This is a genomic window from Candidatus Binataceae bacterium (assembly GCA_035294265.1).
In the GTDB taxonomy this organism is placed as follows: domain Bacteria; phylum Desulfobacterota; class Binatia; order Binatales; family Binataceae; genus DATGLK01.
The window spans coordinates 55984-81895 of sequence record DATGLK010000018.1 but is presented as its reverse complement, the minus strand read 5'-3'; the positions used below and the strand labels follow the sequence as shown (position 1 = coordinate 81895).

Annotated in this window: 22 protein-coding genes; 10 read left to right on the top strand and 12 right to left on the bottom strand. The window is 63.6% G+C overall.

What is annotated here, in order from left to right; translation table 11 throughout:
• The first annotated feature begins 234 nt into the window (after positions 1-234).
• From VKV28_03380 to VKV28_03360, 5 genes are all read left to right on the top strand, one after another.
• Positions 235-1110, top strand: a complete 876-nt coding sequence (locus VKV28_03380) for an alpha/beta hydrolase (GenBank protein ID HLH75829.1) — start codon at positions 235-237, stop codon at positions 1108-1110.
• Between the two features lie 284 nt (positions 1111-1394).
• Positions 1395-1631, top strand: a complete 237-nt coding sequence (locus VKV28_03375; GenBank protein HLH75828.1) for a ribbon-helix-helix protein, CopG family — start codon at positions 1395-1397, stop codon at positions 1629-1631.
• The gene (locus VKV28_03370) at positions 1624-1968 is read left to right on the top strand and encodes a type II toxin-antitoxin system PemK/MazF family toxin (GenBank protein HLH75827.1); all 345 of its coding nucleotides are present in this window, start codon (positions 1624-1626) and stop codon (positions 1966-1968) included. Before VKV28_03375 ends, VKV28_03370 begins: the two co-directional genes overlap by 8 nt.
• A 439-nt stretch (positions 1969-2407) precedes the next feature.
• Positions 2408-2614: a type II toxin-antitoxin system VapB family antitoxin gene (locus VKV28_03365; protein HLH75826.1), complete on the top strand. Its 207-nt coding sequence runs from the start codon at positions 2408-2410 to the stop codon at positions 2612-2614.
• Positions 2611-3006 (top strand): PIN domain nuclease, encoded by a 396-nt coding sequence (locus VKV28_03360; GenBank protein HLH75825.1) that lies wholly within the window; start codon positions 2611-2613, stop codon positions 3004-3006. Before VKV28_03365 ends, VKV28_03360 begins: the two co-directional genes overlap by 4 nt.
• Before the next feature lie 262 nt (positions 3007-3268).
• On the opposite strand, the gene VKV28_03355 is transcribed toward VKV28_03360, so the two are convergent.
• Positions 3269-4459, bottom strand: coding sequence for a glycosyltransferase family 1 protein (locus tag VKV28_03355; protein HLH75824.1), 1191 nt, complete (start codon positions 4457-4459; stop codon positions 3269-3271).
• A gap of 98 nt (positions 4460-4557) precedes the next feature.
• Positions 4558-6372, bottom strand: a complete 1815-nt coding sequence (gene atzF, locus VKV28_03350) for an allophanate hydrolase (GenBank protein ID HLH75823.1) — start codon at positions 6370-6372, stop codon at positions 4558-4560.
• A gap of 238 nt (positions 6373-6610) precedes the next feature.
• Here atzF and VKV28_03345 point away from each other — a divergent pair, with 238 nt between their 5' ends.
• From VKV28_03345 to VKV28_03335, 3 genes are read left to right on the top strand one after another with little or no spacing between them, the layout of a single operon-like run.
• A complete protein-coding gene (locus VKV28_03345; protein HLH75822.1) occupies positions 6611-8119 on the top strand; it encodes an amidohydrolase family protein in 1509 nt (502 codons plus the stop codon).
• A gap of 44 nt (positions 8120-8163) precedes the next feature.
• Complete coding sequence (locus tag VKV28_03340; GenBank protein HLH75821.1) at positions 8164-9150, top strand: NAD(P)-dependent oxidoreductase; 987 nt, start codon at positions 8164-8166, stop codon at positions 9148-9150.
• A gap of 35 nt (positions 9151-9185) precedes the next feature.
• Positions 9186-9587: a RidA family protein gene (locus tag VKV28_03335; GenBank protein ID HLH75820.1), complete on the top strand. Its 402-nt coding sequence runs from the start codon at positions 9186-9188 to the stop codon at positions 9585-9587.
• 216 nt (positions 9588-9803) lie between these two features.
• Here the strand turns inward: VKV28_03335 and VKV28_03330 are convergent, their stop codons facing one another.
• From VKV28_03330 to mutL, 10 genes are all read right to left on the bottom strand, one after another.
• Positions 9804-11399: a VWA domain-containing protein gene (locus tag VKV28_03330; protein ID HLH75819.1), complete on the bottom strand. Its 1596-nt coding sequence runs from the start codon at positions 11397-11399 to the stop codon at positions 9804-9806.
• 17 nt (positions 11400-11416) lie between these two features.
• Positions 11417-12826, bottom strand: coding sequence for a hypothetical protein (locus VKV28_03325; GenBank protein ID HLH75818.1), 1410 nt, complete (start codon positions 12824-12826; stop codon positions 11417-11419).
• Between the two features lie 21 nt (positions 12827-12847).
• On the bottom strand, positions 12848-13396 hold the full coding sequence (locus tag VKV28_03320; GenBank protein ID HLH75817.1) for an HIT domain-containing protein: 549 nt from the start codon (positions 13394-13396) through the stop codon (positions 12848-12850).
• A gap of 89 nt (positions 13397-13485) precedes the next feature.
• Positions 13486-15228 carry a 30S ribosomal protein S1 gene (locus VKV28_03315; GenBank protein HLH75816.1) on the bottom strand — a complete coding sequence of 581 codons (1743 nt, stop codon included), beginning with the start codon at positions 15226-15228 and terminating at the stop codon, positions 13486-13488.
• 73 nt (positions 15229-15301) lie between these two features.
• Complete coding sequence (gene cmk, locus VKV28_03310) at positions 15302-16852, bottom strand: (d)CMP kinase (protein HLH75815.1); 1551 nt, start codon at positions 16850-16852, stop codon at positions 15302-15304.
• Positions 16852-17958: a histidinol-phosphate transaminase gene (gene hisC / locus VKV28_03305; protein ID HLH75814.1), complete on the bottom strand. Its 1107-nt coding sequence runs from the start codon at positions 17956-17958 to the stop codon at positions 16852-16854. Before hisC ends, cmk begins: the two co-directional genes overlap by 1 nt.
• A 14-nt stretch (positions 17959-17972) precedes the next feature.
• Entirely contained in the window at positions 17973-19097 is a 1125-nt protein-coding gene (pheA, locus tag VKV28_03300) for a prephenate dehydratase (protein ID HLH75813.1), read from the bottom strand.
• Between the two features lie 6 nt (positions 19098-19103).
• Positions 19104-20060 carry an acetyl-CoA carboxylase carboxyltransferase subunit alpha gene (locus VKV28_03295; GenBank protein ID HLH75812.1) on the bottom strand — a complete coding sequence of 319 codons (957 nt, stop codon included), beginning with the start codon at positions 20058-20060 and terminating at the stop codon, positions 19104-19106.
• 6 nt (positions 20061-20066) lie between these two features.
• Positions 20067-21035 carry a tRNA (adenosine(37)-N6)-dimethylallyltransferase MiaA gene (gene miaA / locus VKV28_03290; protein HLH75811.1) on the bottom strand — a complete coding sequence of 323 codons (969 nt, stop codon included), beginning with the start codon at positions 21033-21035 and terminating at the stop codon, positions 20067-20069.
• Complete coding sequence (gene mutL, locus VKV28_03285) at positions 21032-22891, bottom strand: DNA mismatch repair endonuclease MutL (protein HLH75810.1); 1860 nt, start codon at positions 22889-22891, stop codon at positions 21032-21034. The genes miaA and mutL overlap by 4 nt, the downstream gene beginning before the upstream one ends.
• A 134-nt stretch (positions 22892-23025) precedes the next feature.
• On the opposite strand from mutL, the gene rpmB reads away from it, so the two are divergent.
• A complete protein-coding gene (gene rpmB / locus VKV28_03280) occupies positions 23026-23214 on the top strand; it encodes a 50S ribosomal protein L28 (GenBank protein ID HLH75809.1) in 189 nt (62 codons plus the stop codon).
• A 478-nt stretch (positions 23215-23692) separates the two neighbouring features.
• Positions 23693-25891: a catalase/peroxidase HPI gene (gene katG, locus VKV28_03275; GenBank protein HLH75808.1), complete on the top strand. Its 2199-nt coding sequence runs from the start codon at positions 23693-23695 to the stop codon at positions 25889-25891.
• Positions 25892-25912: the final 21 nt, after the last annotated feature.

Sequence of the window (25912 nt, the reverse complement as noted above, 5' to 3'; positions counted from 1 at the left end):
AGTAGGATTGGACCGCGTCGCCGGACCAAATCGCGGTCCCCGCGGACCGCTCGATGCGCGGCAGTGGTTCAAGTCGATAATGCGCCCACCGCGGCTACTTGACAAGCTCGGCGCGGGGCCGATGCGCAAGCCGCAAGCGCGAAACGCTTGCCGTGGCTCTTTGCGCGACTTGATTGTTGCCGCGCGGCCGGACAAGACTGACCTCTGAGATAGCCATCACGGAGGATGCAAGCCATGGCATTGAGCGATTTTCCAGCAGGCTTGGCGGAGAAGATCGCGGCGATGGGGCCAAATTTCAATAATGAGGTCCTGGGCGCGACGCGGGCGCTGTACTTGCCGTTAGTCAAAGGACAAAGCGCTAGCGAAATAACTATCAGCCCGGATCTCGCCTATGGTTCCGACCCACGCCAAAAGCTTGACCTGTACCGACCGCACGGCAGCAACCTGCCGATCCTGGTGTACATTCCCGGCGGTGGTTTCGTGGGCGGCGACAAAAATGCCGACGGAACATTTTATCCTAACCTGGGAATTTATTTTGCTCGTCACGGATGGCTCACGATTATCGCCAATTATCGCCTGGCGCCGGCCCATCCCTGGCCCGCCGGTGCACAAGACGTGGCCAGTGTGATCGGCTGGGCACGGGCTAACGCCCCCAGCCATGGCGGCGATCCCAACCGAGTCTTTCTCTTCGGCCAATCGGCGGGCGCCAGCCACGCCGCGACCTATCTCTTCAATTCGGATTTCCATCCCGCCGGCGGCGCCGGTATCACCGCCGCGATTCTGATGAGCGGGGTGTACCGGGTGGGCGCCAATCCGGGCCCCAACATGATCGCCTACTACGGCGCGGACGAAAGTCAGTACCAGGCGCGCTCGGCGATTTCGCACGCGGCTAAGAGCAAAGTGCCGCTCCTCCTGAGCCTGGCCGAGTATGATCCGCCGGGACTCGCGATTCCGACGTTCGAGCTGGCGGCGGCGGTCACCGCGCGCGACGGCAAGAGTCCGCAATTCATCTGGCAGCAAGGCCACAATCATGTCTCCACCGTGCTCAGCCTGGGCAGCGGCCAGGAAGACGTGGGCGGGCGGATTCGGGAATTCCTCAGCGGATTTTAGGGATTAGGCAAAACCAGCGGCAGCAATAGTCGCGGGGGCGGTCAGAGGTCGGCCCGCCTCCCCGCACAACCGTCATTCTGAACCAGCCCGAGCATCGCGAGCGCGCCAGTGAAGAATCCCAGCGACGATGGAATGCGCAAACCAGTTGGAGTCCACGATGTCGGCCGCCCGGCGGCCGCGCAACTTTGGTCACGTTCCCCTTTCCCGACAGTCCGGATTGTCTTTTCTCCCCAATTCGCAGATATTGTTGAAAGATATCTCATTGGGATATTCATTACGCTTCCATGGAATCAATCTCGCTGAAACTGCCGACGGAGCTGCTCGAAACGAGCGACCGCTGCGCCAGGGCGCTCGGCATCCCGCGCGCCGAATACATCCGTCGCGCCATCGAGCGGATGAACCGCGACGCCGAAACCCGCGCCCGCGCCGAACGCATGGCGCGCGCGTCGCGCAAGGTACACCGCGAAAGCATGCGGGTGAACGCCGAGTTCGCCAGAATCGAGCGCGACCCGGATGCCTGAGCGCGGCGAAGTCTGGCTCGCCAATCTGAATCCTCGCCGCGGCACCGAAGCGGGCAAAACCCGGCCGGTGCTGATCGTCCAGGCGCAGGCACTGATCGAGGCCGGCCATCCCTCGACGCTGATCATTCCGTTGACGACGAATCTCGTTGATGACGCAGAGCCGTTGCGGATCCGCGTGCTGGCGCAAGCTTCGCTGCGGCGCGACTCCGACCTGCTCATCGACCAGCTCCGCGCGATCGACAACCGGCGCCTGGTCGAAGGCCCGCTCGCTCAACTCGACCATGCGATTATGGCGCGCGTCGCGGTAGCGCTGCGCGAAGTGCTCGACCTGGTGTAAAGCTGGTCGTTCACGCCAGTCTCTCGCATCCTGCAACCGACGAGGCAAAGCCTAACACACGGTAGATGTCTTCCCGGAGCAAAGCAGCGCGGAAATGGCCTGCCTCCACACTTTCGGAATCTCCGCGCGGTTCATCTCGCTCCGAACGGCCCTCACGTGCTTGACGAACGTGTCGAGGGCCAGGAGCTGGCAGGGCGCAAACAGCTTGCTCCAGCGGTCGAAACCGTAAAGCGGCACGCGGAAGGCGGGCGCCTCCTTGCTCGGCAGTTGTAGACGACGCAGAAACAGTGGCGGTCGCGCAGGTTGCCACCCACGGCTCCATTCGTTCTCGGTAAGCTCGATATCGCCCGCGTGGGGCCGCCCTTGACCTCAATCGCGCTCCGCCTGAGGCTTGTGATGTGTACGTGGGAGGTCTAGCATGCACATCAGGTGATTCGCGATGCGGACCAATATCGTGATTGACGACGGCTTGATGAAGGACGCGATGCGTGCTTCGGGTGCCAAGACCAAGCGCGAGGCGGTCGAGCGCAGCCTTGAACTGATGGTGCGGTTGAAGCGACAGGGCGAGATGCGCGAATTACGCGGCAAGCTCCGCTGGGAGGGCGACCTCGACGCGATACGGCGCGACCGCTTCGCCAAAGAGTGACCCTGGTCGATTCTTCGGTCTGGATCGACTACTTCAACGGCAAGCGCGGCGCCGCCACCGATCTGCTCGATCGCTTGATGGACAGGGAAATCCTGCTGGTCGGCGATCTGATTCTCGCTGAGGTGTTGCAGGGGTTGCGCTCCGAATCGGACGCCGCCCGCGCGCTCAGCCACTTTGAGCCGTTCGAATTTCGCGCCATGGGCGGCCGTGAGATTGCGATCGGCGCGGCGCGGAATTATCGCTTCCTGCGCGGACGAGGCATCACCGTGCGGGCGACGATCGATACGCTCATAGCGACATTTTGCATTCAGCACGGTCACACGCTGCTTCACTCCGACCGGGACTTCGACGCGTTCGAGCGCCATCTTGGACTGCAGGTGATTAAAGGCTGAGCGCTGCATGTTTCAACCGGCGGTTGCCGCCCTGAGCACTTCGGTTTCGTCTATGATCACGCCGCCTTTGGCGGTGCGTTCGCGCTCGGGCAGGCTTGCGACCATCGGCGAGCGATGACGCTGCGCCAGCGGCGCCGGTGGTGCGATCTTTTAAAGCTCCCTCTGCGCCCTGTGAAGGCTGGTAGCAAAGCGTGTCGGAATTGCGTGGAGGAAAGGTGCAATACCAGTCGAAGCTAACCATGGACGCGAGCGCGTGTCGCGCTCAGCGCGGCGGGTTGGTCAGCACGCGATCGTAAACCGCGGCGGTTTCGCGCGCCGTGCGCTGCCAGGAGAATTGATGCGCCTGGGCCAGCCCCAGGGCTATCTGCCGCTGCCTTCGGGCCGCATCGCCTAGCATCAGCTCGAGCGCCCGGGTCAGGCCGCGGACGTCGCCGGGCGGCGCCATCAAGGCGGCCTCGCCCAGCACCTCGGGCAGCGCCCCGGCATCCGAGGCCACCACGGGCGTGCCGCACGCCATCGCTTCCAGCGGAGGCAGGCCGCAGCCCTCGTACCAGGAGGGAAACAACAGGCAATCGACGGCATTGTAGAGTTGCCACATCCGATCATGCGGCACTGACTCCAGCTCGATTACCCGCCGCCCCAGTCCCGAGCGCTTAAGCACTGCCCGCCACGATGCGGTCGATGGTCCCAGCCGCACCAGCAGGAGCGGAGCCGCGCCGGGCTGAAGCTGGCCCATCACGGCCAGGCTGGTTTCCTCGTTCTTATAAAAGCGCGCGCCGCTGATAAGTATCAGCCGGCTGTGGTCGGTGGGCAGGCCCCAGCTCTTGCGCAAGGCGAGCTTTTCCTCGGGCACAACGGGGCGAAAGGCTTCATCGACACCCCAATAGACCACGCTTACCTGCTCGCCGGGACAGTCCAGATAGCGGATTAGATCGCGCCGGGTATTCTCGCTGATCGCGATCACCTGGGTAGCGTGGCGCAAGGCACGCAAGGACAGCTCGCTCAGAAGCGGGCGCTTGCGCTCCGCGGGCGCGCCCGCGATCGCTCCTTGCCAATGCAATATCGGGATCAGGTCGTGCACGGTGACGATCGTGCGCCCAGCGCGCAGCGCCAGCGCCAGATGGCCGTAGCCGTGCTCGATCACATGATTGAGATCGCCCTGACTGCGGCGCGCGGCCAGCGGATAGCCGAGATAGCGAGTCAGGCGCAGACGCTGCTGATAGCTCAACGGCAGAGCCGCGATCGAGCGCGGGATTTGTGGCCGGTAAGCTCGGATCCGCCATCGATCCGGCCTCTCCCGAACCAGGGCGGCCTCGAGATGGTCGGCATATACCTCCATGCTGATGCGGCGGTCTTCGGCCAGTCCGCGGAACAGGACGATTTCCGCCGGCGCTAAGCTGCCATGGAAATCATGGGAACAATCCCCGGGCGGCGGCTTGGGCTGGACAACCACCGCGCCGAGGCTACCGGATCGGGCGCGGCCGGCGCGGTCACGGGAGAACCGAATCTGGCGCGCCAAGTTAAGGGCGCGTCCGGCCTGCGCCTGATCGCTTAGCCGCGATGGGCCAGCCAGGCGCGCCAGCCGCCGAAGCTGGTAATCTCGCGCGCGCCCTCCACGCCTTCGCTCTCGCACAGAAAACCCTGCACCATGCGTCCATCCTCCAGCCTGACGCTGCCGATCGTCAGGGGTGAGGGAATTTCGGCGACCAGCGCGGCGAAGGGCGCCGCTTCCAGTTCCCAAACTTCCATCTCGATCGCGCCAGCGCCGCGCCGATCGCGGATCAGGCCGGGTTTGGATGGGCGGGTCGGCAAGGCGAACAGGCGATAGCCGGCGGCGGTGCGGGTCGTCTCGACCAGGCGCGCGCCGCGCTGCGTGAGTTGCCAATTGAGCGGCTGGCCCGAGAGATGGGCTCCCACCACGCCCACCCGGATCCATCCGGGACGGCTCTCCCGCTCGCCCGGAGCGAGGCTTCCCACGCTTGGCAACGGCCGCCCAGTGGCGCCGATCGTGCTGGGCTGAGCGCGATGGAAGCGGTCGGCAATCGGAGCCAAGGCGCCTTCGCCAAAGGCGGGCGCGATCAAGCTGATGCCGAAGGGCAGGCCGTCGCGCCGAAATCCAGCCGGTACCGCGATTGCGCTCAGATCCAGCAGATTGACAAATTGGGTGTAATAGCCCAGGCGCGTGTTGAGGCCGATCGGATCGGCCTCGATCTGGTCAATGCTATAGATGGTTGGGCTGGTGGGAAGCACGAGGAGATCCATCCGCTCCCATTGCGCGGCGGTGGCGCGGCGCAACTCGGCCAAGCGGTGCATACCGCGAAAGGCGTCAACCGCCGTGATTTTGCGCCCCCGCTCCAATAGCGCAGCTACCACCGGATGGAAGGCTTCGGGGTGGGCATCCAGAAAGGCTTGATGGCTGGCCAACCGCTCGGCCAACCAAGGCCCCTCGTACAAAAGCGCGCCGGCGGCCAAAAAAGGCTCGATGTCTATCTCCGCCAGGCTTCCCACAGCTCGCAGCTTGTCCAGGCTGGCCTGATACAAACTTTCGGCTTGCCAATCGCCGAAGAACTCCAGGCGGCTGGGGATACCGAAACGGGGCTCCCTGGGCAGGGCGGAAGCCTGGAACGCGGGATCGGGAGCACGCCGGCTAAAGGGATCGGCGGGATCGTAGCCGGCCGCAACGCGCAGCACCGCCATCGCATCGCCCACGGTTCCCGCCAGGATCGAGACGCAATCCTGACTGGGGCATGCGGGAACCACCCCGCGGCTGCTGATCAGTCCCTTGCTGGGCTTGAGCCCGACAATATTGTTGAAAGCCGCCGGAACCCGGCCCGAGCCCGCCGTATCGGTACCCACGGCGAAGCTGGCCAGACCTGCCGCAACCGCCAGCGCGGAGCCGGAACTGGACCCACCGGCGATATAGGCGGGATCGAACAGCGAACGGCAGGCGCCGTATGGCGAGCGCACGCCCACCAAACCGGTGCAGAATTGATCGAGGTTGGTCTTGCCCAACAAAATCGCGCCCGCGGCGCTTAGCCGTTGGACCACGGGGGCGCTGGTCGCGGCACGATAGGCGAAAGCGGGGCAGGCCGCGGTCGTCTGCCGACCGGCCACGTCGATCGCATCCTTGAGGGCGAAGGGCAGGCCGTAGAGAGGGAGTTCTTCGCCCGCCGCGCGCCTGCGCTCCACGGCCTCGGCCTGAGCCAGTAATTGCGCGGTCTCGACCACGTCGATCCAGATGGGCCCATGGCCGGCGGCGGCGATCGCCTCGCCGATCCGCGCCACGATTTCAGTGGGCCGGCAGGCGCCAGCGGCGTAGGCCGCGCTTAAGCTGGCGATGTCCAAAGCCGGTAATTGTTGCGCCATTTTGGCAGGCTCCTTTTCTGCGCTTCGCGCGGCTTCGATATTAGTGCCACGGCATGCGTCGAGGCTAAAACCGCGCGCCGCCCCGACCCACAACTTCGATTGACGGAAAGGCGCGCACGGCGCTACATGAAAAGGCGCGCGATCAATCGCCGCTGCGCCGCGGTGCTTGCGGTCGTGCCACCGCAAGCTCGATGACGGCAAAACCGCGGCCCTGACCGCGCGACGGAGAATTGGAACAATGGCGCATGAAGGCGGCGCCGCGGTGCGGGCCAGATTGAATCACCCGGTAATCGATGCCGACGGCCACTGGCGGGAGTTTCCTCCCCTGCTTATGGAGGATCTGCGGCGTATCGGCGGAAGCAAGGCGGTGGAAGGCTTTCAAGCCGCCGGCTCCCGGCTCAATCGTCTAGCGGTGGGATTGGCAAACACCGCACCCACTGCCGATGGCTTTGCCGCCGAGACCGCCCGACGGCGGGCGCGGCGCGAGTTGCAGGGCGGATGGTGGCAGACCCCCTGGGGCAGCCGCGATCGCGCCACCGCGGTGATGCCCAAGTTGCTCTACGAGCGGTTGGACGAGATCGGCCTGGATTTTATCGTGCTGTTCCCCACTTACGGCTTGAGCTTGCCCCATATCGCCGACGAACAGGCCCGGCGTGCCTGTTGCCGGGCCTACAACAGCTATCTAGCCGAGCGGTTCGCTTCTTACTCGGATCGGATTACTCCGGTCGCGCCCATTCCGATGCATACTCCCGACGAAGCGATTGCGGAGCTGGAGCACGCAGTGAGCGAGCTGGGGCTAAAGGCGGTCATGATGGGCAGCCTGATTCGGCGTTCGGGTGAAGGCGGCATCTGGCTTGATCCGCTGGGAATCGACAGCGCCTACGACTACGACCCAGTCTGGGCCAAATGCCAGGAGCTGGGCGTGGCGCCGGCTTTTCATACCGCCGGCAACGGCCTCGGGTTGCGGGTGTCGCCCAGCAATTTTGTCTACAACCATATTGGCCATTTCGCTTCGGCTCAGGACGCGGTGTGCAAGGCGCTGTTTTTGGGCGGTGTCACCCGACGCTTTCCCAGTCTGCGTTTCGCTTTCATGGAGGGTGGCGCGGGATGGGCCTGCAACCTTTACAGCGACTTGGTCGGCCATTGGCATAAGCGTAACCCCAAGGCGCTCGAGCAGCTGCGCCCCTCCGCCCTCAACCGCGAGGAATTCCTCGCCTTGGCCGAACGTTTCGGCGATTCCGGCTGGGCTCAATTCCTGCACGGGCCGGGCGCCGACCTCGACCGGCTGGGGCTGCTGCTGGCGGTAGGTATCGACGTGCCCGAGACGCAGGACGATTTCGCTCAATGCGGGATCGCTCAGGGACAGGATATCCGCGAGCTGTTTGCCGAGCGCTTTTATTTCGGTTGCGAACCCGACGATCCCACGGTCGTTTGGGCCTTCAATACCCGAACTAATCCCTATCGCGCCCGCCTGCATCCGCTCTTTAGCTCCGACATCAGCCATTTCGATGTGCCTGACATGAATGGTGTACTGAGCGAGGCCTACGAACTGGTCGAGGACGGCGCGCTCGACCGGGGCCAGTTTCGCGACTTCGTCTTTGCCAACTCCGCCCGTTACCTCACCTGCAACAATCCGCGATTCTTTAGCGGCACGCGGGTGGAAGCCGCGGTGCGCGAGCTTCTGGCGACCGAAGCACAAGCCGCTAGCTTGCCAGACACGCCGCCAAGCCTAGCTGCCACGCGATAGTCAGCCCCGGGCGCAAATTCACACTTTCACTTCGCAGGTGGTTCGTGGCAGGCCCAGGCTCGATTTCAGTCATCGTCGCCGGCACTTCGTTCCCGGCTATTCCCAAGTTTCTCAGTGCAGCGCTGCCCGAGATGCATTTGGAGATGGTCGAGCTTGAGGCCTTGAAAATCGGCGGTTTCGCCGCCCAGGTGCTAATTCCCGCGATGGCACCCATCGACGGCGCATTGATGGACAAAATCGCCGGCTTGCGTCTGATCCATCAATGGGGCGCCGGGTTGGAAGGAGTCGATATCGCGGCGGCTAGCGCGCGCTCGATCGCAGTGGCAAACGTGCCCACCGCGGGCACCGGCAATGCCGAATCGGTGGCCGAATGGTGCGTGATGGCGGCGATCGCGGTCAGCCGGCGGCTGGCGCAGGCTCGGCACAATCTGCGCACCGGCGCGGACTGGGGCGCGCCCGAGGGGCGAGTGCTGTTTAACCGACGGGCAGGAATCGTGGGCCTGGGCGGAATCGGACAGGCCCTGGCGCTGCGGCTGCGCCCCTTCGGGATGCGCCTAATGGGCTTGCAGCGCAGCCCCAATCCGGCGCTGGCGAAGGCACTGGACTTGGAATGGCTGGGCGGGCCCGCTCAACTGCCGGAGCTTTTGGCACGCAGCGACTATCTGTTCCTGTGCCTGCCCCAAACCGAGGATAGCCGCGGCCTGATCGACGAGCGCGCCCTGGCTCTGCTGCCGCCCCAGGCCTGTATCATCAATCCGGCGCGCGGCGGTTTGATCGACGCCGCAGCCCTGCTCGCGGCCTTGCGCCAGGGGCGGCTGATGGGCGCAGCGATGGACGTCTTCGAGCGCGAACCGTTGGCGGTTGATTCACCCCTGGCTGCCCATCCTGAAATCTTGGCCACCCCGCATATCGCCGGCGTGACCGACTTGTCCTACAGCGGTATCGCAGCGGCGCTGGCCGCCAATATCCGACGGCTGAGCGCGGGCCAAGCCCTTGAGAACTGTGTCAACCCATCGGCATTAACTCCCTAATTCGCCGCGCGCGATACGCGCCAAGCGAGGAAACAATGGCCAAGCAAGCAGTAACCTCGACCCAACTGCGCCCACCCACCGCCCCCTTTTCCTCCGCGATTACGATCGAGGCACGCGGACGACTGGTGTTTGTCTCCGGAATGGTGGCGCGGCGCGCGGACGGCACGATCGCTGGAGTGGGCGATTTGGCGGAGCAAACTCGCCAAGTCTGCGAGAACATCAAGAGCGCGTTGGAGGCCGCGGGCGGATCGATGGCCGACCTGTGTCGAGTCGACAACTACGTGCGCGATATCGAGCAGCGCGAGTTGATCAACCACGTCCAGCGCCAATACTTTCCCGACCCACCCCCGGCCTCGACTCTGGTCGAGGTGTCCAAGCTGGTCTCACCCGAGTTGTTGATCGAGACCAGCGCAATCGCCGTCATCCCCGAGCACTAGGATTGCACTCCAATTTGGAGGGCAGGATTGGCGCGGCCGCGCGCGTTATTTGATTTCAACCCACGCGCTTGTTTATCGCGCGGCCTATGTCGGGCCGGAATTCCGGCTTGATGAAAGCCATCGACACGTGGGCTTTCCCGACGGTGTAAACGTGTCACACATTCGGAAAAATGCTTCGTCGGAGTTGGAAGAAGCCCACCGGTGCGTGTCAGCGGCTCAGACTCGCTTGCGCTTGCGCGAGAGGTAGTCCACCAACATGTATTCACCCAGCCGATCGGGCCGGGTATAGAGGGCACGGCCGCGGTTAATCTGGGTCATCTTTTCCACAAAAGCACGCAGGCTTGGCGAATCATCGAGCATAAACGTATTGATCGTGATACCGCGCTGGGTCACGCGCTCCACCTGCTTGAGAGTTTCCTGCGCGGCGCGAACGCTGACCCCGCCAAAGGATAGCGGCCATTCGCAAAACAGCCGCCCCTTGGCGAAGTAGGCGGTGGGCTGGCCGTCGGTTATCACGATGATGTGCTGGTTTTTGGCGGGATGGCGCGAGAGCAAGTCGCTGGCCAGGCGCAGACCATCCTGCAGGTTGGTGAAGGGATCGCCCATGTTCCAGGAGGCCTCGGGCAGATCCTTGAGCTTGAGTTCCACGGCGCGGGTGAAGAAGCCGACGATCGAGAAATAGTCGCGCGGAAACTTGGTCCGCACCAGACTCTCCATCGCCAGCGCGACTTTCTTGGCGGCGGCAAAGCGCCCCTCCCAGCTCATCGACCAGGACATGTCCAGGCACAGCACGGTGGAACAGGAAGAGGCATAGTCGCTTTCGTAAACCTGAAAGTCGTCGGGATATAGATGCAGCGGTACCCCGGGCGCACGCATCAAGCCGCGCTTGAGGGTAGCCACCAGGTCCAGGCTGAGCGGCAAGCCAAATTCCCACGGCCGCACCGATTCGGGCCGCGCTTCCACCAAGCCGCGATGGTCAGTGGCGTGGCCGCCGTGGCGATCCTTGAGCAAGCCGCGATAGATGTCGCGCAGAGCGAGCTGGCCTATGCGGCGCACGCCGCGGGGCGAGAGCTGGAGCTGATTGCCCTTGGGGGTAACCAAGCCGGCTTCCTTGATTAGGATCACCATCTGGCGCAGGCTGCGCAAATCCTGCCAGGCTTCCTGGCCCAGCAGCTCGCGCAGCTGATCGAGCGAAATCTCCTCCAGGCGGTTGGACATCAGGTCCTGCTCGAGTTGGCGCAACTGCTCCATCTCGCGCATCAGCCGCACCGCGTCTTCGTAGGAGAGCGCTTGAGGGCCGTGAAAGTTCTGACCGTAGCGCTCGCGGAAGTTCTCCAGGTCGCGGATGTTTTGGTACTCGCTCAGCAGATCGTCGAATTCGGCGCGCGCCTGCTCGTCCTGGAACTCGTGATTCTCCAGCTTGCGCAGGGCCTGTGACAGCCGTCGCGGCATCTGGCCCAACTGGCGCAATTGCTCGGCATTGGCCGGTTTGCTCTCCAGGTTGCGGCGCAAGGCCTCGCGCTCGCGCTCGAGCAGATCGTGCAGCCGCTGCTCCATCTCGCTGAGCGAATGGCGCAGGTTGAAGTCGCTGTAGCGCTGGCGCATCTCCTGGCGCAGTTGCTCCAGGAATTCGTCCAGCCCCATCACTCGCATGTCGTCCAGCTCCAGCCCCTGGCGCAGCATCCAATCCAGGGCCTGGTTGACGTCGTCCGTATAGGACAGGTATTCGGAAAGCTTCTCGAAGACCTGCGCCGCGTTGAGCTTGACCCGTTGCGAGCCGTCCCACTGAGTATAGCGAACGATATTGGCCATCGCCGGCCGCCTGTTACCTAGGCGTGATAGGCAAAACGCCCGCCACGCCGTTCCTTGTTGAGCTTTTGATGCAGATGGAGCCCTTCGAAGATGAATTCGGCGACCGAGGCCATCAGGCCCGGGCTCTCGAAGGAGCCGATCCGGCCCACCGCCTCGCGCAAACCCGGGATCACTCGCAGCGGCTCTATATACTCTTCGGCGGGCGCCTGATCCGAGACCTCCACCCCCCAACCCTGATCGAAATATGCGATTATTTCCTTGAGATCTTCCACCTTGACTGCCTGATCGAAGACCTTGAGCACGGCGCGGGAGATCAGGCGCTCGATGATCTCCTCCTCGCGCTTGTCCTCACCTGAATATTCCAATTCCAACTTGCCGGCGGTGGCCGGATAGAGCGAATGGAGATCGGACAACCGCGGCACGATCTCGCTCTCGTCGTTGCGCACCGCCCGTTTTTCGGCATTGGAGATGACCGCTTCGTAATTATTGATGGTCATCCGCACCGAAACTCCCGAACTCTGGTTGACATCGGCACAGGCGCGGGCCTCGAAGGTAAGCTGGGCTATGATGTCCTTGATGAATTGCGGGACGCGCAACTGCACGCCCATCAGTGGCGGGTAGTTGGCCTCCTGTTCCATGATCGCAATCTCGTCGGCCTGGGTGCGCGGATAGTGGGTGCGGATCTGCACGTCGAAACGATCCTTGAGCGGGGTGATGATGCGCCCGCGCGAGGTGTAATCTTCGGGGTTGGCGCTGGCGAAGAAGACCACGTCCAGGGGCAGGCGAATTTTGTAGCCCTTGATCTGGACATCCTTCTCTTCCATCAGATTGAATAGTCCCACCTGTACCTTTTCGGTCAGGTCGGGCAGCTCGTTGATGGCGAACAGGCCGCGGTTAGTGCGCGGAATCAGGCCATAGTGGATGGTCTCTTCGTCGGCCAGATAGCGTCCCTCGGCCACCTTGATCGGATCAACCTCGCCGATCAGATCGGCAATCGAAACGTCAGGCGTGGCCAACTTTTCGCCAAAGCGCCGATCGCGCCCTATCCACTCAATGGCGACTCCCTCGCCCTCGCCCGCCACCCGCCGGCGGCATTCGTGGCAGATAGGCTGCAGCGGGTTGTCGCTGATCTGGCATCCTGCAATCGCCGGCACCCATTCATCGAGCAGTCCGACCAGAGCACGGATGATACGCGATTTGGCCTGGCCGCGCTCACCCAGAAAGACCATGTGATGACCGGCCAGGATGCCGTTTTCGATCTCCGGTATAACCGAGTCGTCGTAACCGACAATCCCGGGCAAAATGCGCCGGCCCGCTCTGAGCAAGGCCACCAAGTTGTCGCGCATCTCCAGGCGCACCGGTTTAACCCGATAGCCGGCCTGGCGCAGCGCCCCAATCGTTTTGATTTTGAGCAAGCTTTGGTCCATTACAAACTCCGCCCCTGAGCTTCAGGATATGGGAGTCGCCAGCTTGCTGAAAAGCGGATCCAAGGTGGCGAAGCTGGCCTCCAAATGCTCGGAGAGCACCCGCACCGAAGCTAGCACCGGCATGAAGTTGGTGTCACCCTCCCAGCGCGGCACCACGTGCCAATGAAAATGGTCGGCCACTCCGGCTCCCGCCACCCGGCCCAGATTGGCGCCCAAGTTGAAACCCACCGGCCGCATCGCCATCCGTAGCAGGCGCACGGACTGGGCGAGCAGAAAATCCAGATCTGCCCGCTCCGGCCCCTCCAGCAGCTCCAGGGAGGCGAGATGGCGGCGCGGGGCGATCAGCAGGTGGCCGTTGTTATACGGATAGCGATTGAGCATCACCAGCGCCCGGGGTCCAAGATGGAGCACCAGGCGCCGTTTGCGCGCGGCCGCGCTCAACCCTTTCATGCAGAAGATGCAACCCGCGCTGCGGCGGGCGCCACTGACATAGGCCGCGCGCCAAGGCGCCCACAGGCGCGCCTGGCGGGTGGCGCCCGGGCCGCTTGGCGCGGCAGGGGGACGCCGCATCAGGCTGCCGTCCTCATCGGGTTGCCATCGGCCGCTGTGCGGGGTTTGTAACCAGCGCTTGCGCGGGCAAACGCTGGTGCCGGCGGCGGTTAGCGGTCGCGGCCTCTGCCGCGCCCGCCGCGCCCACCGTCGTCACGGTCCAGGCGCAATTCCTCGTTGAGAATGTCTTCGAAGGAAAAGCGCGCGCCCTGATGCTCGCGCTGCATGTAGGCCTGCATTTCCTCACGCTCTTCATGTTGCTTCAAGGCACGAATTGACAGGCCGATGCGCCGCTCCTTGGGGTCGAGCTGCACCACCAGCGCCTCGACCTGATCACCGGGTTTGAATAGCGCGGAGGGCTTGTCAACCCGCTCCGAGCTGAGCTGCGAGACGTGCACCAGCCCTTCGATCCCCTCTTCGATCTCGACGAACACGCCGAAATCCGCGATCGAAGTTACCTTGCCGTTGATCTTAGTGTTGAGCGGATAACGCTGAGCGATACTGTGCCAGGGATCCTCGGCCAACTGCTTGATGCCCAGACTGACACGCTCATTGTCCACGTCGATCCCGAGCACCACCGCCTCGACTTCGTCACCCTTTTTGTAAAGTTCGGAGGGATGCTTGACCTTGCGCGTCCAGGACAGGTCGGAAATATGGACCAACCCGTCGATGCCAGGCTCGATTTCGACGAAAATCCCAAAATCAGTGATCGATTTGACCTTGCCCGTTACCCGTGAATTGGGCACGTGCTTTTCAGCCAACTGCTGCCAGGGATTGGGCTCGGTCTGCTTGAGTCCTAGCGAGATCCGCCGGTTGCCCTCATCCACCCCCAGCACCTGGACCTCAACCATGTCGCCCACGTTGACCACTTTGGAGGGATGCACAGTGCGCTTGGTCCAGGTCATCTCGGAGACGTGAATCAGCCCCTCTACCCCCTTTTCAAGCTCGACGAAGGCGCCGTAATCGGTGACACTTACCACCTTGCCCTGCACCCGCCGCCCGGGTGGATAATTGCCCGCGACCTCGCTCCAGGGATCGGTCATGATCTGCTTCATCCCAAGCGAGACCCGCTCGCGCTCGGGATCGTACTTGAGCACCACGACCTTGACCTTATCGCCCACCTTGAGCACTTCCGAGGGATGCTGCAGGCGGCCCCACGACATGTCGGTGATGTGGAGCAAACCATCGATGCCGCCCAGGTCGATAAAGGCACCATAGTCGGTGATGTTCTTGACGGTACCCTCCAGGATTACCCCTTCTTCCAGAACCTTGAGGGTCTGCTCCTTGAGCGAGGCCCGCTCGTGTTCGAGTACGCTGCGGCGCGAAACCACCACGTTGGCGCGGGCGCGATTGAACTTCAGGATTTGGAAGCGACCGCGCTGGCCAATGTAGCGGTCCAAGTTGCGCACCGGGCGGATATCGACATGGGAGCCGGGCAGAAAAGCCGGCACGCCGATATCGACCTTCAGCCCACCCTTGACCTTGCCCAGCACCACTCCTTCCACCGGAGTATCGGTCTGAAAGGCCCGCTCCAGCTCGCGCCAGACCTTGAACTTCTCGGCCTTGGCGCGTGATAGCATCACGGTTCCGTTGTCGGTCTCGGTGCCATCGAAATAGACGTCGATTTCGTCGCCTTCGCTGACCGCGACGTTGCCCTCGGGGTCGGCGAATTCGGCGATCGGCACCTGGCCTTCGCATTTGTAATTGATGTCTACAATGACGTGATCGCGGGTGACCAGAAGAACTTTCCCGACCAGCACATCCCCCGGCCGCGGGGCGTTGAGGGTTCCTTCCATCAACGACTCGAATTCATCTTGTCCTCCGTGCGCTATGTTCGACAAACCTTTCTCCATTTATTTGGGACTCCCCGGAGATTCCAGGCTAACAGGAATGCATACAACCGGGCCTCGCCGGTTTCAAGCCCCGTTACCGTTGGTGATGTTCCGCGATGGCAGCTTTGAGGGTGGCGACCACTCCCGCCAGCGACAGATGAGTAGAGTCTAGCAGAATCGCATCGGCCGCGCATCTCAGCGGCGCCAGCGCGCGCTCGGCATCACGCCGATCACGTTGGCGAAGCTGGAGCCGCACTTCCTCCAGCGTAATGCGCTGACCCGCCGCCGCCAACTCGCGCCAGCGGCGCGCGGCGCGCACCTCGGGATCGGCGTCGAGAAAAAATTTGTACTCGGCGTCGGGAAAAATCGCCGTGCCAATGTCCCGCCCTTCCATCACTACCCCACCGCCCGCTCCCGCCGCCCGCTGCAATTGACCCATCCGCTCCCGTACGCTGCTCAAGGTTGAAAGCGTGGAAGCCAACTCGCCGACCTCCGGAGCACCGATGAGGCCGCTGATATCTTCGCCATCGAGCAGTACGCGCTCGCCCTCGAAGCCAATCTCGATGGTGGCCAGCAGTGCCGAGATAGCCGCCTCGTCGTAGGGCGGTTGCGCCAGCCCGGAGCGCTGGGCCGCCACCGCCACCGCCCGATACATGGCACCGGTGTTGAGGTAGGTAAACCCCAGCTCGGCCGCCAGCATCCGCGCCACGGTCGATTTGCCTGCGCCCATCGGCCCGTCGATCGCAATCACGGGCCGGGGCCGGGCGATGGTCGGTGCGCCCGCTCCCAGATGGCGCACGATTCGCCGTCCCTGCTCGAAAAGCGCCTCTAGTTCGGCCGAATCATGATGCTCGATGGCATGGCGCAGGCGCGTCAGGGAGTTCTCGAAACCGGCCAAGGCCTCCAGGATGGGCGCCCGATTGGTCAAACAGATGTCGCGCCAGATATCGGCCGGCGAGCCCGCCAGCCGGCTCATATCGCGCAGCCCACCAGCCCCGTAGGCAGCGGCGAAGCGCCCACCCACCAGCTCATCCTCCAGAGCCGCGCCCAGCGCGCTGGAGAGGATTTGGGGTAGATGGCTTACCCGGGCCAGAATCTGATCGTGCAGCAGCGCGCTCATCCGCTCCACCTGCGCCCCGACCCCGCGCCACAGACGCTCCACCCGCTCCAGCGCTAGCGGCGTGCTGCACCGCGAAGGGGTGACAATCACGCGCCGGCCGATGAACAGCTCGGGGTCGGCGGCAGTAGGACCGGCGCTCTCCTTGCCGGCCACCGGATGGGCCGCCACCAGCGCCATCGCAGACCCCAGGCCGGGCTCCAACTGTTCGATCACCCACTGCTTGACGCTGCCCACGTCCGTGATAATCGTATCAGCAGGCAGATAGGGGAGCAGCTCGCCCAGCACCCGCGGCATCGCCATCAAGGGTACCGCTAACACCACCAATTGCGCACCGGCCGCGGCTTGCGCGGGATCGGTGCTGACTTCATCCACCAGGTTGCGCTCAAGCGCTACCTGCAAGCTGTCCGGGCGCCGGCCAAAGCCGTGCACTCGTCCCACTAGTCCCAGGGCGCGAGCACGCGCCGCCAAGGAGCCCCCAATCAGCCCCACACCGCAAACCGTCACGCGTTCGAAGATAACCGCCATTAACGTGCCTGACCGGAGCGTCCCAGAATTTTCTCCATCGCCTGCACGAAGCGGCGATTCTCTTCGGGCAAGCCCACGCTGACCCGTACGTAGCGGGGCAGGCGATAGGCGTCCAGCGGCCGCACAATCACTCCTTCCTTCAGCAATGCATCGAACACCGCGCGACCGCGTCCCACGTCCACCATGATGAAATTGGCCTGACTGGGGACGAAGCGCAGCCGCAGCCGCGCTAGTTCGTGCTCCAGATATTCCATCCCTTCGCGATTGACCGCCAAGGTGCGCTCGACGTGCTCCCGATCCTCCAGCGCCGCTCGCACCCCAACCTGGGCCAGCAGGTTGATATTGAAGGGCTGGCGCACCTGATGGAGCAGGCGCACGAAATTGGGATGGGCCACGCCGTAGCCTACTCGCAATCCAGCCAGGCCATAAATCTTGGAAAACGTGCGCAGAACGATAAGCTTGGGCTGTTGCGCCAAGTCCTCCAACGCGTTGGGATAATCGGCGGCGCGCACGAATTCGAAATAAGCCTCGTCCGCCACCACCACCACATGGTCGGGCAGCGCGGCCAGAAAGCGCCGCCATTCCTTGCGCCGATAAATCGTGCCGGTGGGATTGTTGGGATTGGCTAGAAACACCACCCGGGTGTCGCGATCGATAAGGCCGGCAATCGCCTCCAAATCGAAGCCGTGGTCTCGCATCGGCGCGCTGCGCAGTTGGCCACCGCTGGCCGCCACCACCAGCTCGTAAATCGCGAAGGCGTGCTCGGAGGTGACCGCGTTAAGCCCCGGCCGAATGAATAGATAGGAAACCAAGTTGAGCACCTCGACCGAGCCACAGGCCATGAAGATGTGGCCGGGGCTCAGACCATGGCGCTCGCCCAGCCGGCGCACCAGTTCGTAACTGCCACCGTCGGGATAGCGATTGAGTTCGCCCAGCGCTTGGCTGATCGCCGCCAAAGCCCGGGGCGAGGGGCCCAGCGGATTTTCGTTGGAGGCCAGCTTGACCGGCTCCACGCCCAGCTCGCGTTGGACTTCCTCGATCGGTTTGCCGGGCTCGTAGGGGGTGAGCGCGGCCACCGAGGGCAGGACCAGATCTTCGAGTTCCATGGCCTCTCTAGACTCTATCCCGCCACCCGAGCCTCGGGATATGACCCCAGCAGCTTGAGAAAAAGCGCCTTGCGCTTGAGCGCCGCCAGCGCCCGCTTCATCGCCGGGGCCTCGCGATGACCGCGCAGGTCGGCGTAAAACAGATAGGCCCAGGGGCGTCCACGCTGGGGACGCGACTGAATCATCGTGAGATCGATCCGGTTGCGGGCAAACACCGTGAGCGCTTCCTTGAGGGCACCCACTCGCTCGGGCATCGCGAAAATTACGCTGGTCTTGTCGTTCCCGCTTTTGGCCACCGCCTGGCGCCCCAGGATGAGGAAGCGAGTCATATTATGCGCCTGGTCCTGGATGGCGTGCGCCACCACGCGCAAGCCATAAGGTTGGGCGGCCTCGGCCGCCGCGATCGCCGCCAGCGTGGGGTCGGCGGCCGCGCGGCGTGCCGCCAACGCGTTAGACGCCACCGCTTCCTGCACGCAGCCCGGAAAATTGGTGCTCAAATAATCCCTGCATTGGCCTAGCGACTGTTGATGGGCAAGAATTTTTTTGATATCGGCGCGCCGCCCGCTGAGCGAGAGCAGCGCATGGCGCACCGGCAACAGCACTTCACCCACGATTTGCGCGGGGCTGTCCAACAAGGCGTCCAGCGTCACGGTAACCGAGCCTTCGGTGGAATTCTCCACCGGCGCCAAAGCCAGATCGGCCCGCCCACCGTCGAGCGCGGCAAACACGGCGGCAATCGACTCCTCGCCCTGAAGCTGAGCGCCATGGCCGAACTGGCGTATCGCGGCCAGATGGCTGTAGGTGAATTCGGGCCCCAGATAGGCCACTCGCAGCTCGTGCTCCAGCCCCCGGCAGGCCGAAATTATCTCGCCGAAGATGTGGCGCACATCCTCGGTCCGCAGCGGCCCCTCATTTTGCGCTATCAACCGCTCCAAAATCGCCTGCTCGCGCGCTGGCTGATACAGCTCGGCTCCCTGGGCGCGCTTTAGGTGGCCAATCGCAATCGCCAGCCGGGCGCGCTCGTTGAGCAGCTTCAGCAGCGTCTGATTGATTGCGTCGATCCGCTCGCGCGCCGCGGTCAACTCCGTGCGCGGGGGTCGCACCGAGGACACAGAGCGTACCGCTTTGACCGTTGCCATCGCCCTTTACCGTCCCGCGCGTGCGGGCGCGCGCTCAAGAAAAGCCTGCCCCAGGGCCGCCAGCTTGGCTGCTCGCGCGGCCCGGATCTGAGCCGGGGTCAATTTGGTCAAAGCTCGCAGCTCGCGCCGGATCACACGCCCCAGAAGTAAGGCCGCCCGCTTGGGATCACGATGGGCCCCGCCCCGGGGTTCGGCCACAATCTTATCGGCCACCCCTAGTTCAAGCAGATCGTGAGCCTCCAGCTTGAGCGCGCTGGCAGCCCGGGCGATGTTTTCCGGGGTACCCTCACGCCACAGGATCGCCGCGCAGCCCTCGGGCGTAATCACCGCGTAACAGGCATGCTCCTGCATCAGCAGAACGTTGGCCACGCCCAACGCCAGCGCCCCGCCGGAGCCGCCTTCGCCGATGACCGTGGCGATCACCGGCACCGTCAGTCCCGCCATCACCAACAAACAGTGGGCGATCGCCTCAGCCTGGCCCCGTTCCTCGGCGCCCAGCCCGGGTTCGGCCCCCTGGGTGTCGATAAAGGTCAGCAGGGGCAGGCCAAAGCGCTCGGCCAATTCGTAAATCCGCGCCGCTTTGCGATAACCCTCGGGATTGGGACGGCCGAAGTTGCACGCCACTCGCTCGGCGGTAGAACGGCCGCGCTGCTGCCCCACGATCGCCACCCGCTGCTTGCCAAAGTAGCCTATTCCAGCGACTATCGCCCGGTCATCGCCAAAGCGGCGGTCGCCATGAAGTTCGACGAAGTCCCGGAGCAGCGCCGCGATATAGTCCAGCGTCTGGGGGCGGGAGGGATGGCGCGCTAGGCGCACCCGGTCAATCGGAGTCAAGGTGGCATACAGCCGGCGCTCCAAGCGCGCACGCTCGCTCAAAAGCGCATCACGCGCGGCCGGCTCCAGCGCCGCGATCCGCTCATCGAGCTCGCGCAGCGGCTGCTCAAAATCCAGGTAGTCAGGCATCGTCAATCATCCGGTTGCGTCCGATGGGTGCACATCCAGCGTTGGTGAAAAAAATTCCTGCAACAACTTTAGCCCCTGCGCAAGCGCGCCGCCTGGTGCAAGCCAGATAATCCCAGGATCAGCTCGAAACCAGGTCATCTGCCGCTTAGCCAGTTGGCGGGTGGCCCGCTTAGCCTGTTCCAGCGCCTGCGCCAAGCTCATTTCACCCGCCAACGCGGCGGCGATCTCCCTGTAGCCTATGGTGTGCCGCAGCAGGGGGCTATGAGCCAGCCCACGTGCCAGGAGGGCGTTTACCTCGCCTACCAGTCCTGCCTCCATCATCGCATCCAGCCGCCGCTCAAGCGACCGATAAAGCTCCTCGCGCTCAAGCCGCAACCCCAGCGTCAACGAGGGCGCGAAACGGTCGGAAAAGCGATGGGCCGCCTGATGAACGCTCAACGGCACGCCGGTCAGGCGATAGACCTCCAGTGCCCGCACCACCCGCGCAAGGTCGTTGCGATGCAGCCTGCGGGCGCTGGGCGGGTCAATTTCCATAAGCGACCGATGCAGCCTATCCACTCCTTCGCGCCGGGCCAACTCCATCAGCTCGCGCCGCAGCGCGGGCGCGGCTGGTGGTCCCTGGAACAATCCCTGGCGCAGCGCGCGCAGGTAAAGCCCGCTGCCGCCAACGATTAAAATCGGCCGCCCGCGTCCCGCGATCTCCCCAATCGCCGCCTCGGCCATCAGCTTGAAACGGGCTACATCGACGCTCTCCTCGGGCTCGACGACGTCAATCAGATGATGGGGCACACGGGCGCGCTGGGCCAGGGTGGGCTTGGCGGTGCCAATATCCATCGCGCGATAAAGCTGGCGCGAATCGGCATTGACAATCTCCGCCCCCAGCCGCTCGGCTAGCGTCAGCGCAAGTTCGCTCTTGCCCACCCCGGTGGGCCCCACGATAAAGGCCCGCCGGGGGGTCAATCCAAACGCGCTCATCGACGAAACATCCGCTCGATCTGGCCGCGCGAGAAGCGGATATGGGTGGGCCGGCCGTGGGGACAATTGGACTTGAACGGGGTGCGATCGAGATCGGCGAGCAGGGCGCCAATTTCCGCCCCCTTGAGCACACGCCCCACTCGCACCGAACCGTGACAGGCGAGTTGCTTCAGCAAATGCTCCAGGCCGCTGGGGGCTTGTGCTTCCGGCTCGCCCAAAACCTCGATCATCTCGCGCAGCAGTTCGACTCCGCCCTCGGCCCCAAACACCGCCGGGCTGCCCTTGAGCAGGAGGGTGGCTGGACCGAAGGGCTCCAGCTCGAAACCCAGCGCCCGCAGGCGTGGCAGCGCGTCGCCCAGATGGGCGGCACGCGCGGGGTTAAGCTCCAGGGTTTGCGGAATAAGCTGGTTCTGCACCTCAACCCCACCATGCTCCATTTGCGCCTTGAGCCGCTCGAAGGTAACCCGCTCGTGGGCGGCGTGCTGATCAACCAGGACTAAGCCGTCGTGATCTTCGAGCGCGATATACCCGCAAAAGAGCTGGCCCAGGACACGCAGTTCCGAATAGGCCGGCAGCGCTCCCACCTGCCCCGCCGCTATCAAGCGGGCCGCCTCCACGGGAGCCTCGCATGGCGCAGCTGCGGAAGCGCGGTAGCCCAGGCCCAGCGCCGGCTGCCAGGCGGCGGGCGCTGGATTGGAGAGCGCAACCAGGCGCAATGGACGCGCTGGCGCGTCAGCCAGGGGGGCGAGTACAGCGGACTCTGCCGGCGGCCAGTCGAGGGCGTCCCCGCCGGAGGGCGTTTGGGCCTGGCTTGATAGGTTCGCAGCCGAGGCCGCGGCAGGGCCGGGATCGGCACCACCACCGGCTCCCAGCAGACGCTGGCGCAGTATCCCGTATACGGTCTCGAACAGCGCCCCTGCATTGCGAAAGCGCACTTCGGCCTTCATCGGATGGACGTTGACGTCAACTTCCTGCGGGCGCACGGTCAGGAACAAGGCCGCCGCCGGATAGCGTCCCTTGGGTACCAGGGTGGCATAGGCATTGCCAATAGCGCGCAGAAGCATCCGATCGCGCACCGCTCGCCCGTTGACATAGGTATACAGTAAGCGGGCGCTGGCAAAGGATTGCTGGCTATGACTTATGAGCCCCTCAAGCGCGATCCCCGCCCCATCCCCCGAAACCGGCATCATCGTCAGCGCCGACTTGGCGCCAAAGAGCTGGCGCCAGCGTTCCAAGGCGCTAGTGGCCCGCGCCAGTTCCAGTACTCGGCGCCCATCGGCAATCAGTTCAAAGGCAATCCGGGGAGCCGCCAGGGCCAGGCGCTGAACCACTTCGACCACTGCTCCCTGCTCGGTGGCGGGTGTGCGGAGGAACTTAAGTCGGGCCGGGGTATTGAAGAATAGATCCCGCGCCTCGATTCGGGTCCCCGGCGCCATCGCACACTCCTGCCGCCCGCCCTCTTCGCCGCCCTCCACCCTTATCTGCGTACCCGCCAAGTCTTCGGGACGGCGAGTCTTGAGCTCCAGGCGCGAGACGCTTGCAATCGCGGCCAAAGCCTCGCCTCGAAAACCCATTGTATGAACCGCCACCAGATCGGCGACCTCGCGAATCTTGGAGGTGGCATGACGGCGCAGCGCCAGCACCGCGTCGTGCGCGCTCATCCCACAGCCATCATCGCTCACCGCCAGCAACGCGGTTCCGCCTGCGGCGATCTCCACCATAATCGCGCTGGCGCCGGCATCCAAAGAATTTTCGATCAACTCCTTGACGGCCGAGGCCGGCCGCTCCACCACCTCGCCGGCGGCGATTTGGCTGGCCACCCGCTCGGGTAGGATATGGATTAAGTGTTCAGCCATGCCTTGGATGCCTCGCCCACCTTACTCCCGCCCCCTCTTTCCCGCCGCCCGCGCAGAGGCTAGTTTGATGGCGGCGCGCCGACGGCCGGGGCCTAGTTCCCACGAATCCGGGCGCGCACGGGTCCAGGAAAAAGATGAGACATTGCGCAGTTTGCGGCAAACAGCCCTCAGTGGGCAATAACGTCAGCCACGCCAACAACAAGACTAAGCGCCGCTGGCATCCTAATTTACAAGAGGTCCGCGCTCAAATCGGCGGCGGCACGCAACGAATTCTGGTCTGCACTCGCTGTTTGCGCAGCGGCCGAGTCAAAAAAAGCGCCTGACATAGAGCACGGCCGCCGCGATCGCATTCTCCGGGCGGCCGCTCACCACCTGCTCGGCGCCCCGGAGCCGTCGGTGCGGCGAGCCATCCCGTAGATCCTCATAGATCCTAGGGTCAATCGATCCTAGGGTCGCTCTGTCATCAACCCCATCTGCCGTAACACCTGCGACGAATTGAACACGTGAGCTGGCAATTGATTTGACATAATCGAATATTAGAATTAGTCTAACACCCAAGTCGCCGGCCTGGTTTGGCGGCGCTTTTAGTGCCGATTAGTTAGACGCTATCTAAATATGGATGAAATCTAGCTTAAGCAAAGAGGAGGACGGATTATTTCCTTATGGCGAAAGCGGGCAGCAAAGTTTTGATGTCCAGGCTTCATTAATTGCGCTGGCCATCGCAATGAGTTCGGCTTACAAGGGCATCCAAGGATGTAATAACCCATCATCGATGGAAAAAATGAACTGGAGGTAAATAGCATGAGCACCAATAATGACAGCGATGCGGGCCAGTGCCCGGTGATGCATACGGCGGCGGTGACCAGCTCGAACCGAGACTGGTGGCCCAACCGGTTGAACCTTAAGATTCTCCACCAGAATTGCTCCAAGTCCAATCCGCTTGGCGAGCAGTTCAACTATGCCCAAGAGTTCAAGAAACTTGACTTCAAGGGGCTTAAGAAAGATCTCCATGAGCTGATGACCCAGTCGCAAGAGTGGTGGCCGGCCGACTTCGGCCATTACGGACCGTTGTTTATCCGGATGGCGTGGCATAGCGCCGGCACTTATCGCATCGGCGACGGTCGCGGCGGCGCCGGCAGCGGCCAGCAGCGCTTTGCGCCGCTCAACAGCTGGCCGGACAACGTCAATCTGGACAAGGCGCGCCGGCTGCTGTGGCCGATCAAGCAAAAGTACGGCCGTAAAATTTCGTGGGCCGACCTGATGATCCTGGCCGGCAACGTCGCGCTGGAGTCGATGGGCTTCAAGACCTTCGGTTTTGGCGGCGGGCGCGAGGACGCCTGGGAGCCTGACGAGTCGGTCTTCTGGGGCGCGGAGAGCAAATGGCTGGAGGACAAGCGCTACTCCGGCGACCGCGAACTGGACAATCCCCTTGCGGCCGTGCAGATGGGGCTGATCTATGTCAATCCCGAAGGGCCCAACGGCCGGCCCGACCCCGTGGCAGCGGCCCGGGATATCCGCGAGACCTTCGCGCGGATGGCGATGAACGACGAAGAGACCGTCGCTCTTATCGCTGGCGGCCACAGCTTTGGTAAGACCCATGGCGCGGGTCCTGCCTCACTGGTGGGGCCCGAACCCGAAGCCGCCGCCCTCGAGCAACAGGGACTGGGCTGGAAGAGCGCTTTTGGCACGGGCAAGGGCATCGACGCGATTACCAGCGGTCTGGAAGTCATCTGGACCGCAACCCCGACCAAGTGGAGCAACAATTTTTTCAAAAACCTGTTCGAATACGAATGGGAACTGACTAAGAGCCCCGCCGGCGCCTATCAGTGGAAGCCCAAGGGTGATGCCGGGGCCGGCACCGTGCCCGACCCATACGATCCCTCCAAACGCCGCGCGCCTGCGATGCTGACCACCGATCTCGCGCTGCGCATGGACCCGGCCTACGAAAAAATCTCGCGACGCTTCTATGAGCATCCCGAACAATTGGCCGACGCCTTCGCGCGCGCTTGGTTCAAGCTGACCCATCGCGACATGGGGCCGCGCTCGCGCTATCTGGGCCCGGAAGTTCCAGCGGAGGAGCTATTGTGGCAGGATCCGGTGCCCGCGCTCGATCACGCGCTGATTGACGAGCGCGATATCGCGACGCTCAAGGCCAGACTCCTCGCCTCGGGCCTGTCGATTTCGCAACTGGTTGCAACTGCCTGGGCCGCGGCGGCTACCTTTCGCGGTTCCGACAAGCGCGGGGGGGCCAATGGTGGGCGCCTGCGGCTGGCCCCGCAGAAGGATTGGGAGGTCAATGAGCCCGCTCGCTTGGCCCAGGTGCTGGCCACCCTCGAAAGTATCCGCAACAGCTTCAACGGCGCCCGCTCCTCGGGTGAAAAGCGAGTGTCACTGGCCGATCTAATCGTCCTGGGCGGTTGCGCGGCCATTGAACAGGCGGCCAAACAGGCCGGACACGATGTCGAGGTTCCCTTCGCGCCGGGTCGTACCGATGCAAGCCAAGAACAAACCGACGTCGAGTCCTTTGCCGTGCTCGAGCCGGTCGCTGATGGCTTTCGCAACTACCTCAAGCGGGATTACGCGATACCAGCGGAGGCGCTGCTGGTGGACAAGGCGCAATTGCTGACCTTAACGGCGCCCGAGATGACGGCGCTGATTGGCGGGATGCGCGTTCTCAACGCCAATTTTGGACAATCTCAACACGGCGTTTTGACCAAGCGACCACAGGTGCTCACCAATGACTTCTTTGTCAACCTGCTTGACATGAACACCGAGTGGAAACCGAGCGCGCAGGCTCGCGACCTGTTCGAGGGACGTGATCGCGCCACCGGCGCATTGAAGTGGACAGCAACCCGCGTAGATCTGGTTTTCGGGTCGAATTCGCAGCTTCGTGCCATCGCGGAAGCCTATGCCTGCGCGGACTCGCAACTGCCGTTTGTACAGGCCTTCGTGGCCGCCTGGAACAAGGTGATGAACGCTGACCGCTTCGATCTGACCTGAAGTTTCTCGCGTGGGAGGGCT

Bases quoted from the DNA above. Each gene is read 5' to 3' on its own strand.
- VKV28_03375 (HLH75828.1), top strand. From the start codon at position 1,395: ATGGAATCAATCTCGCTGAAACTGCCGACGGAGCTGCTCGAAACGAGC.
- VKV28_03330 (HLH75819.1), bottom strand. From the start codon at position 11,399: ATGGCCAATATCGTTCGCTATACTCAGTGGGACGGCTCGCAACGGGTC.
- VKV28_03365 (HLH75826.1), top strand. From the start codon at position 2,408: ATGCGGACCAATATCGTGATTGACGACGGCTTGATGAAGGACGCGATG.
- VKV28_03370 (HLH75827.1), top strand. From the start codon at position 1,624: ATGCCTGAGCGCGGCGAAGTCTGGCTCGCCAATCTGAATCCTCGCCGC.
- cmk (HLH75815.1), bottom strand. From the start codon at position 16,852: ATGGCGGTTATCTTCGAACGCGTGACGGTTTGCGGTGTGGGGCTGATT.
- hisC (HLH75814.1), bottom strand. From the start codon at position 17,958: ATGGAACTCGAAGATCTGGTCCTGCCCTCGGTGGCCGCGCTCACCCCC.
- VKV28_03345 (HLH75822.1), top strand. From the start codon at position 6,611: ATGGCGCATGAAGGCGGCGCCGCGGTGCGGGCCAGATTGAATCACCCG.
- atzF (HLH75823.1), bottom strand. From the start codon at position 6,372: ATGGCGCAACAATTACCGGCTTTGGACATCGCCAGCTTAAGCGCGGCC.
- VKV28_03380 (HLH75829.1), top strand. From the start codon at position 235: ATGGCATTGAGCGATTTTCCAGCAGGCTTGGCGGAGAAGATCGCGGCG.
- miaA (HLH75811.1), bottom strand. From the start codon at position 21,035: ATGAGCGCGTTTGGATTGACCCCCCGGCGGGCCTTTATCGTGGGGCCC.
- rpmB (HLH75809.1), top strand. From the start codon at position 23,026: ATGAGACATTGCGCAGTTTGCGGCAAACAGCCCTCAGTGGGCAATAAC.
- VKV28_03295 (HLH75812.1), bottom strand. From the start codon at position 20,060: ATGCCTGACTACCTGGATTTTGAGCAGCCGCTGCGCGAGCTCGATGAG.
- VKV28_03335 (HLH75820.1), top strand. From the start codon at position 9,186: ATGGCCAAGCAAGCAGTAACCTCGACCCAACTGCGCCCACCCACCGCC.
- pheA (HLH75813.1), bottom strand. From the start codon at position 19,097: ATGGCAACGGTCAAAGCGGTACGCTCTGTGTCCTCGGTGCGACCCCCG.
- VKV28_03325 (HLH75818.1), bottom strand. From the start codon at position 12,826: ATGGACCAAAGCTTGCTCAAAATCAAAACGATTGGGGCGCTGCGCCAG.
- mutL (HLH75810.1), bottom strand. From the start codon at position 22,891: ATGGCTGAACACTTAATCCATATCCTACCCGAGCGGGTGGCCAGCCAA.
- VKV28_03320 (HLH75817.1), bottom strand. From the start codon at position 13,396: ATGCGGCGTCCCCCTGCCGCGCCAAGCGGCCCGGGCGCCACCCGCCAG.
- VKV28_03315 (HLH75816.1), bottom strand. From the start codon at position 15,228: ATGGAGAAAGGTTTGTCGAACATAGCGCACGGAGGACAAGATGAATTC.
- katG (HLH75808.1), top strand. From the start codon at position 23,693: ATGAGCACCAATAATGACAGCGATGCGGGCCAGTGCCCGGTGATGCAT.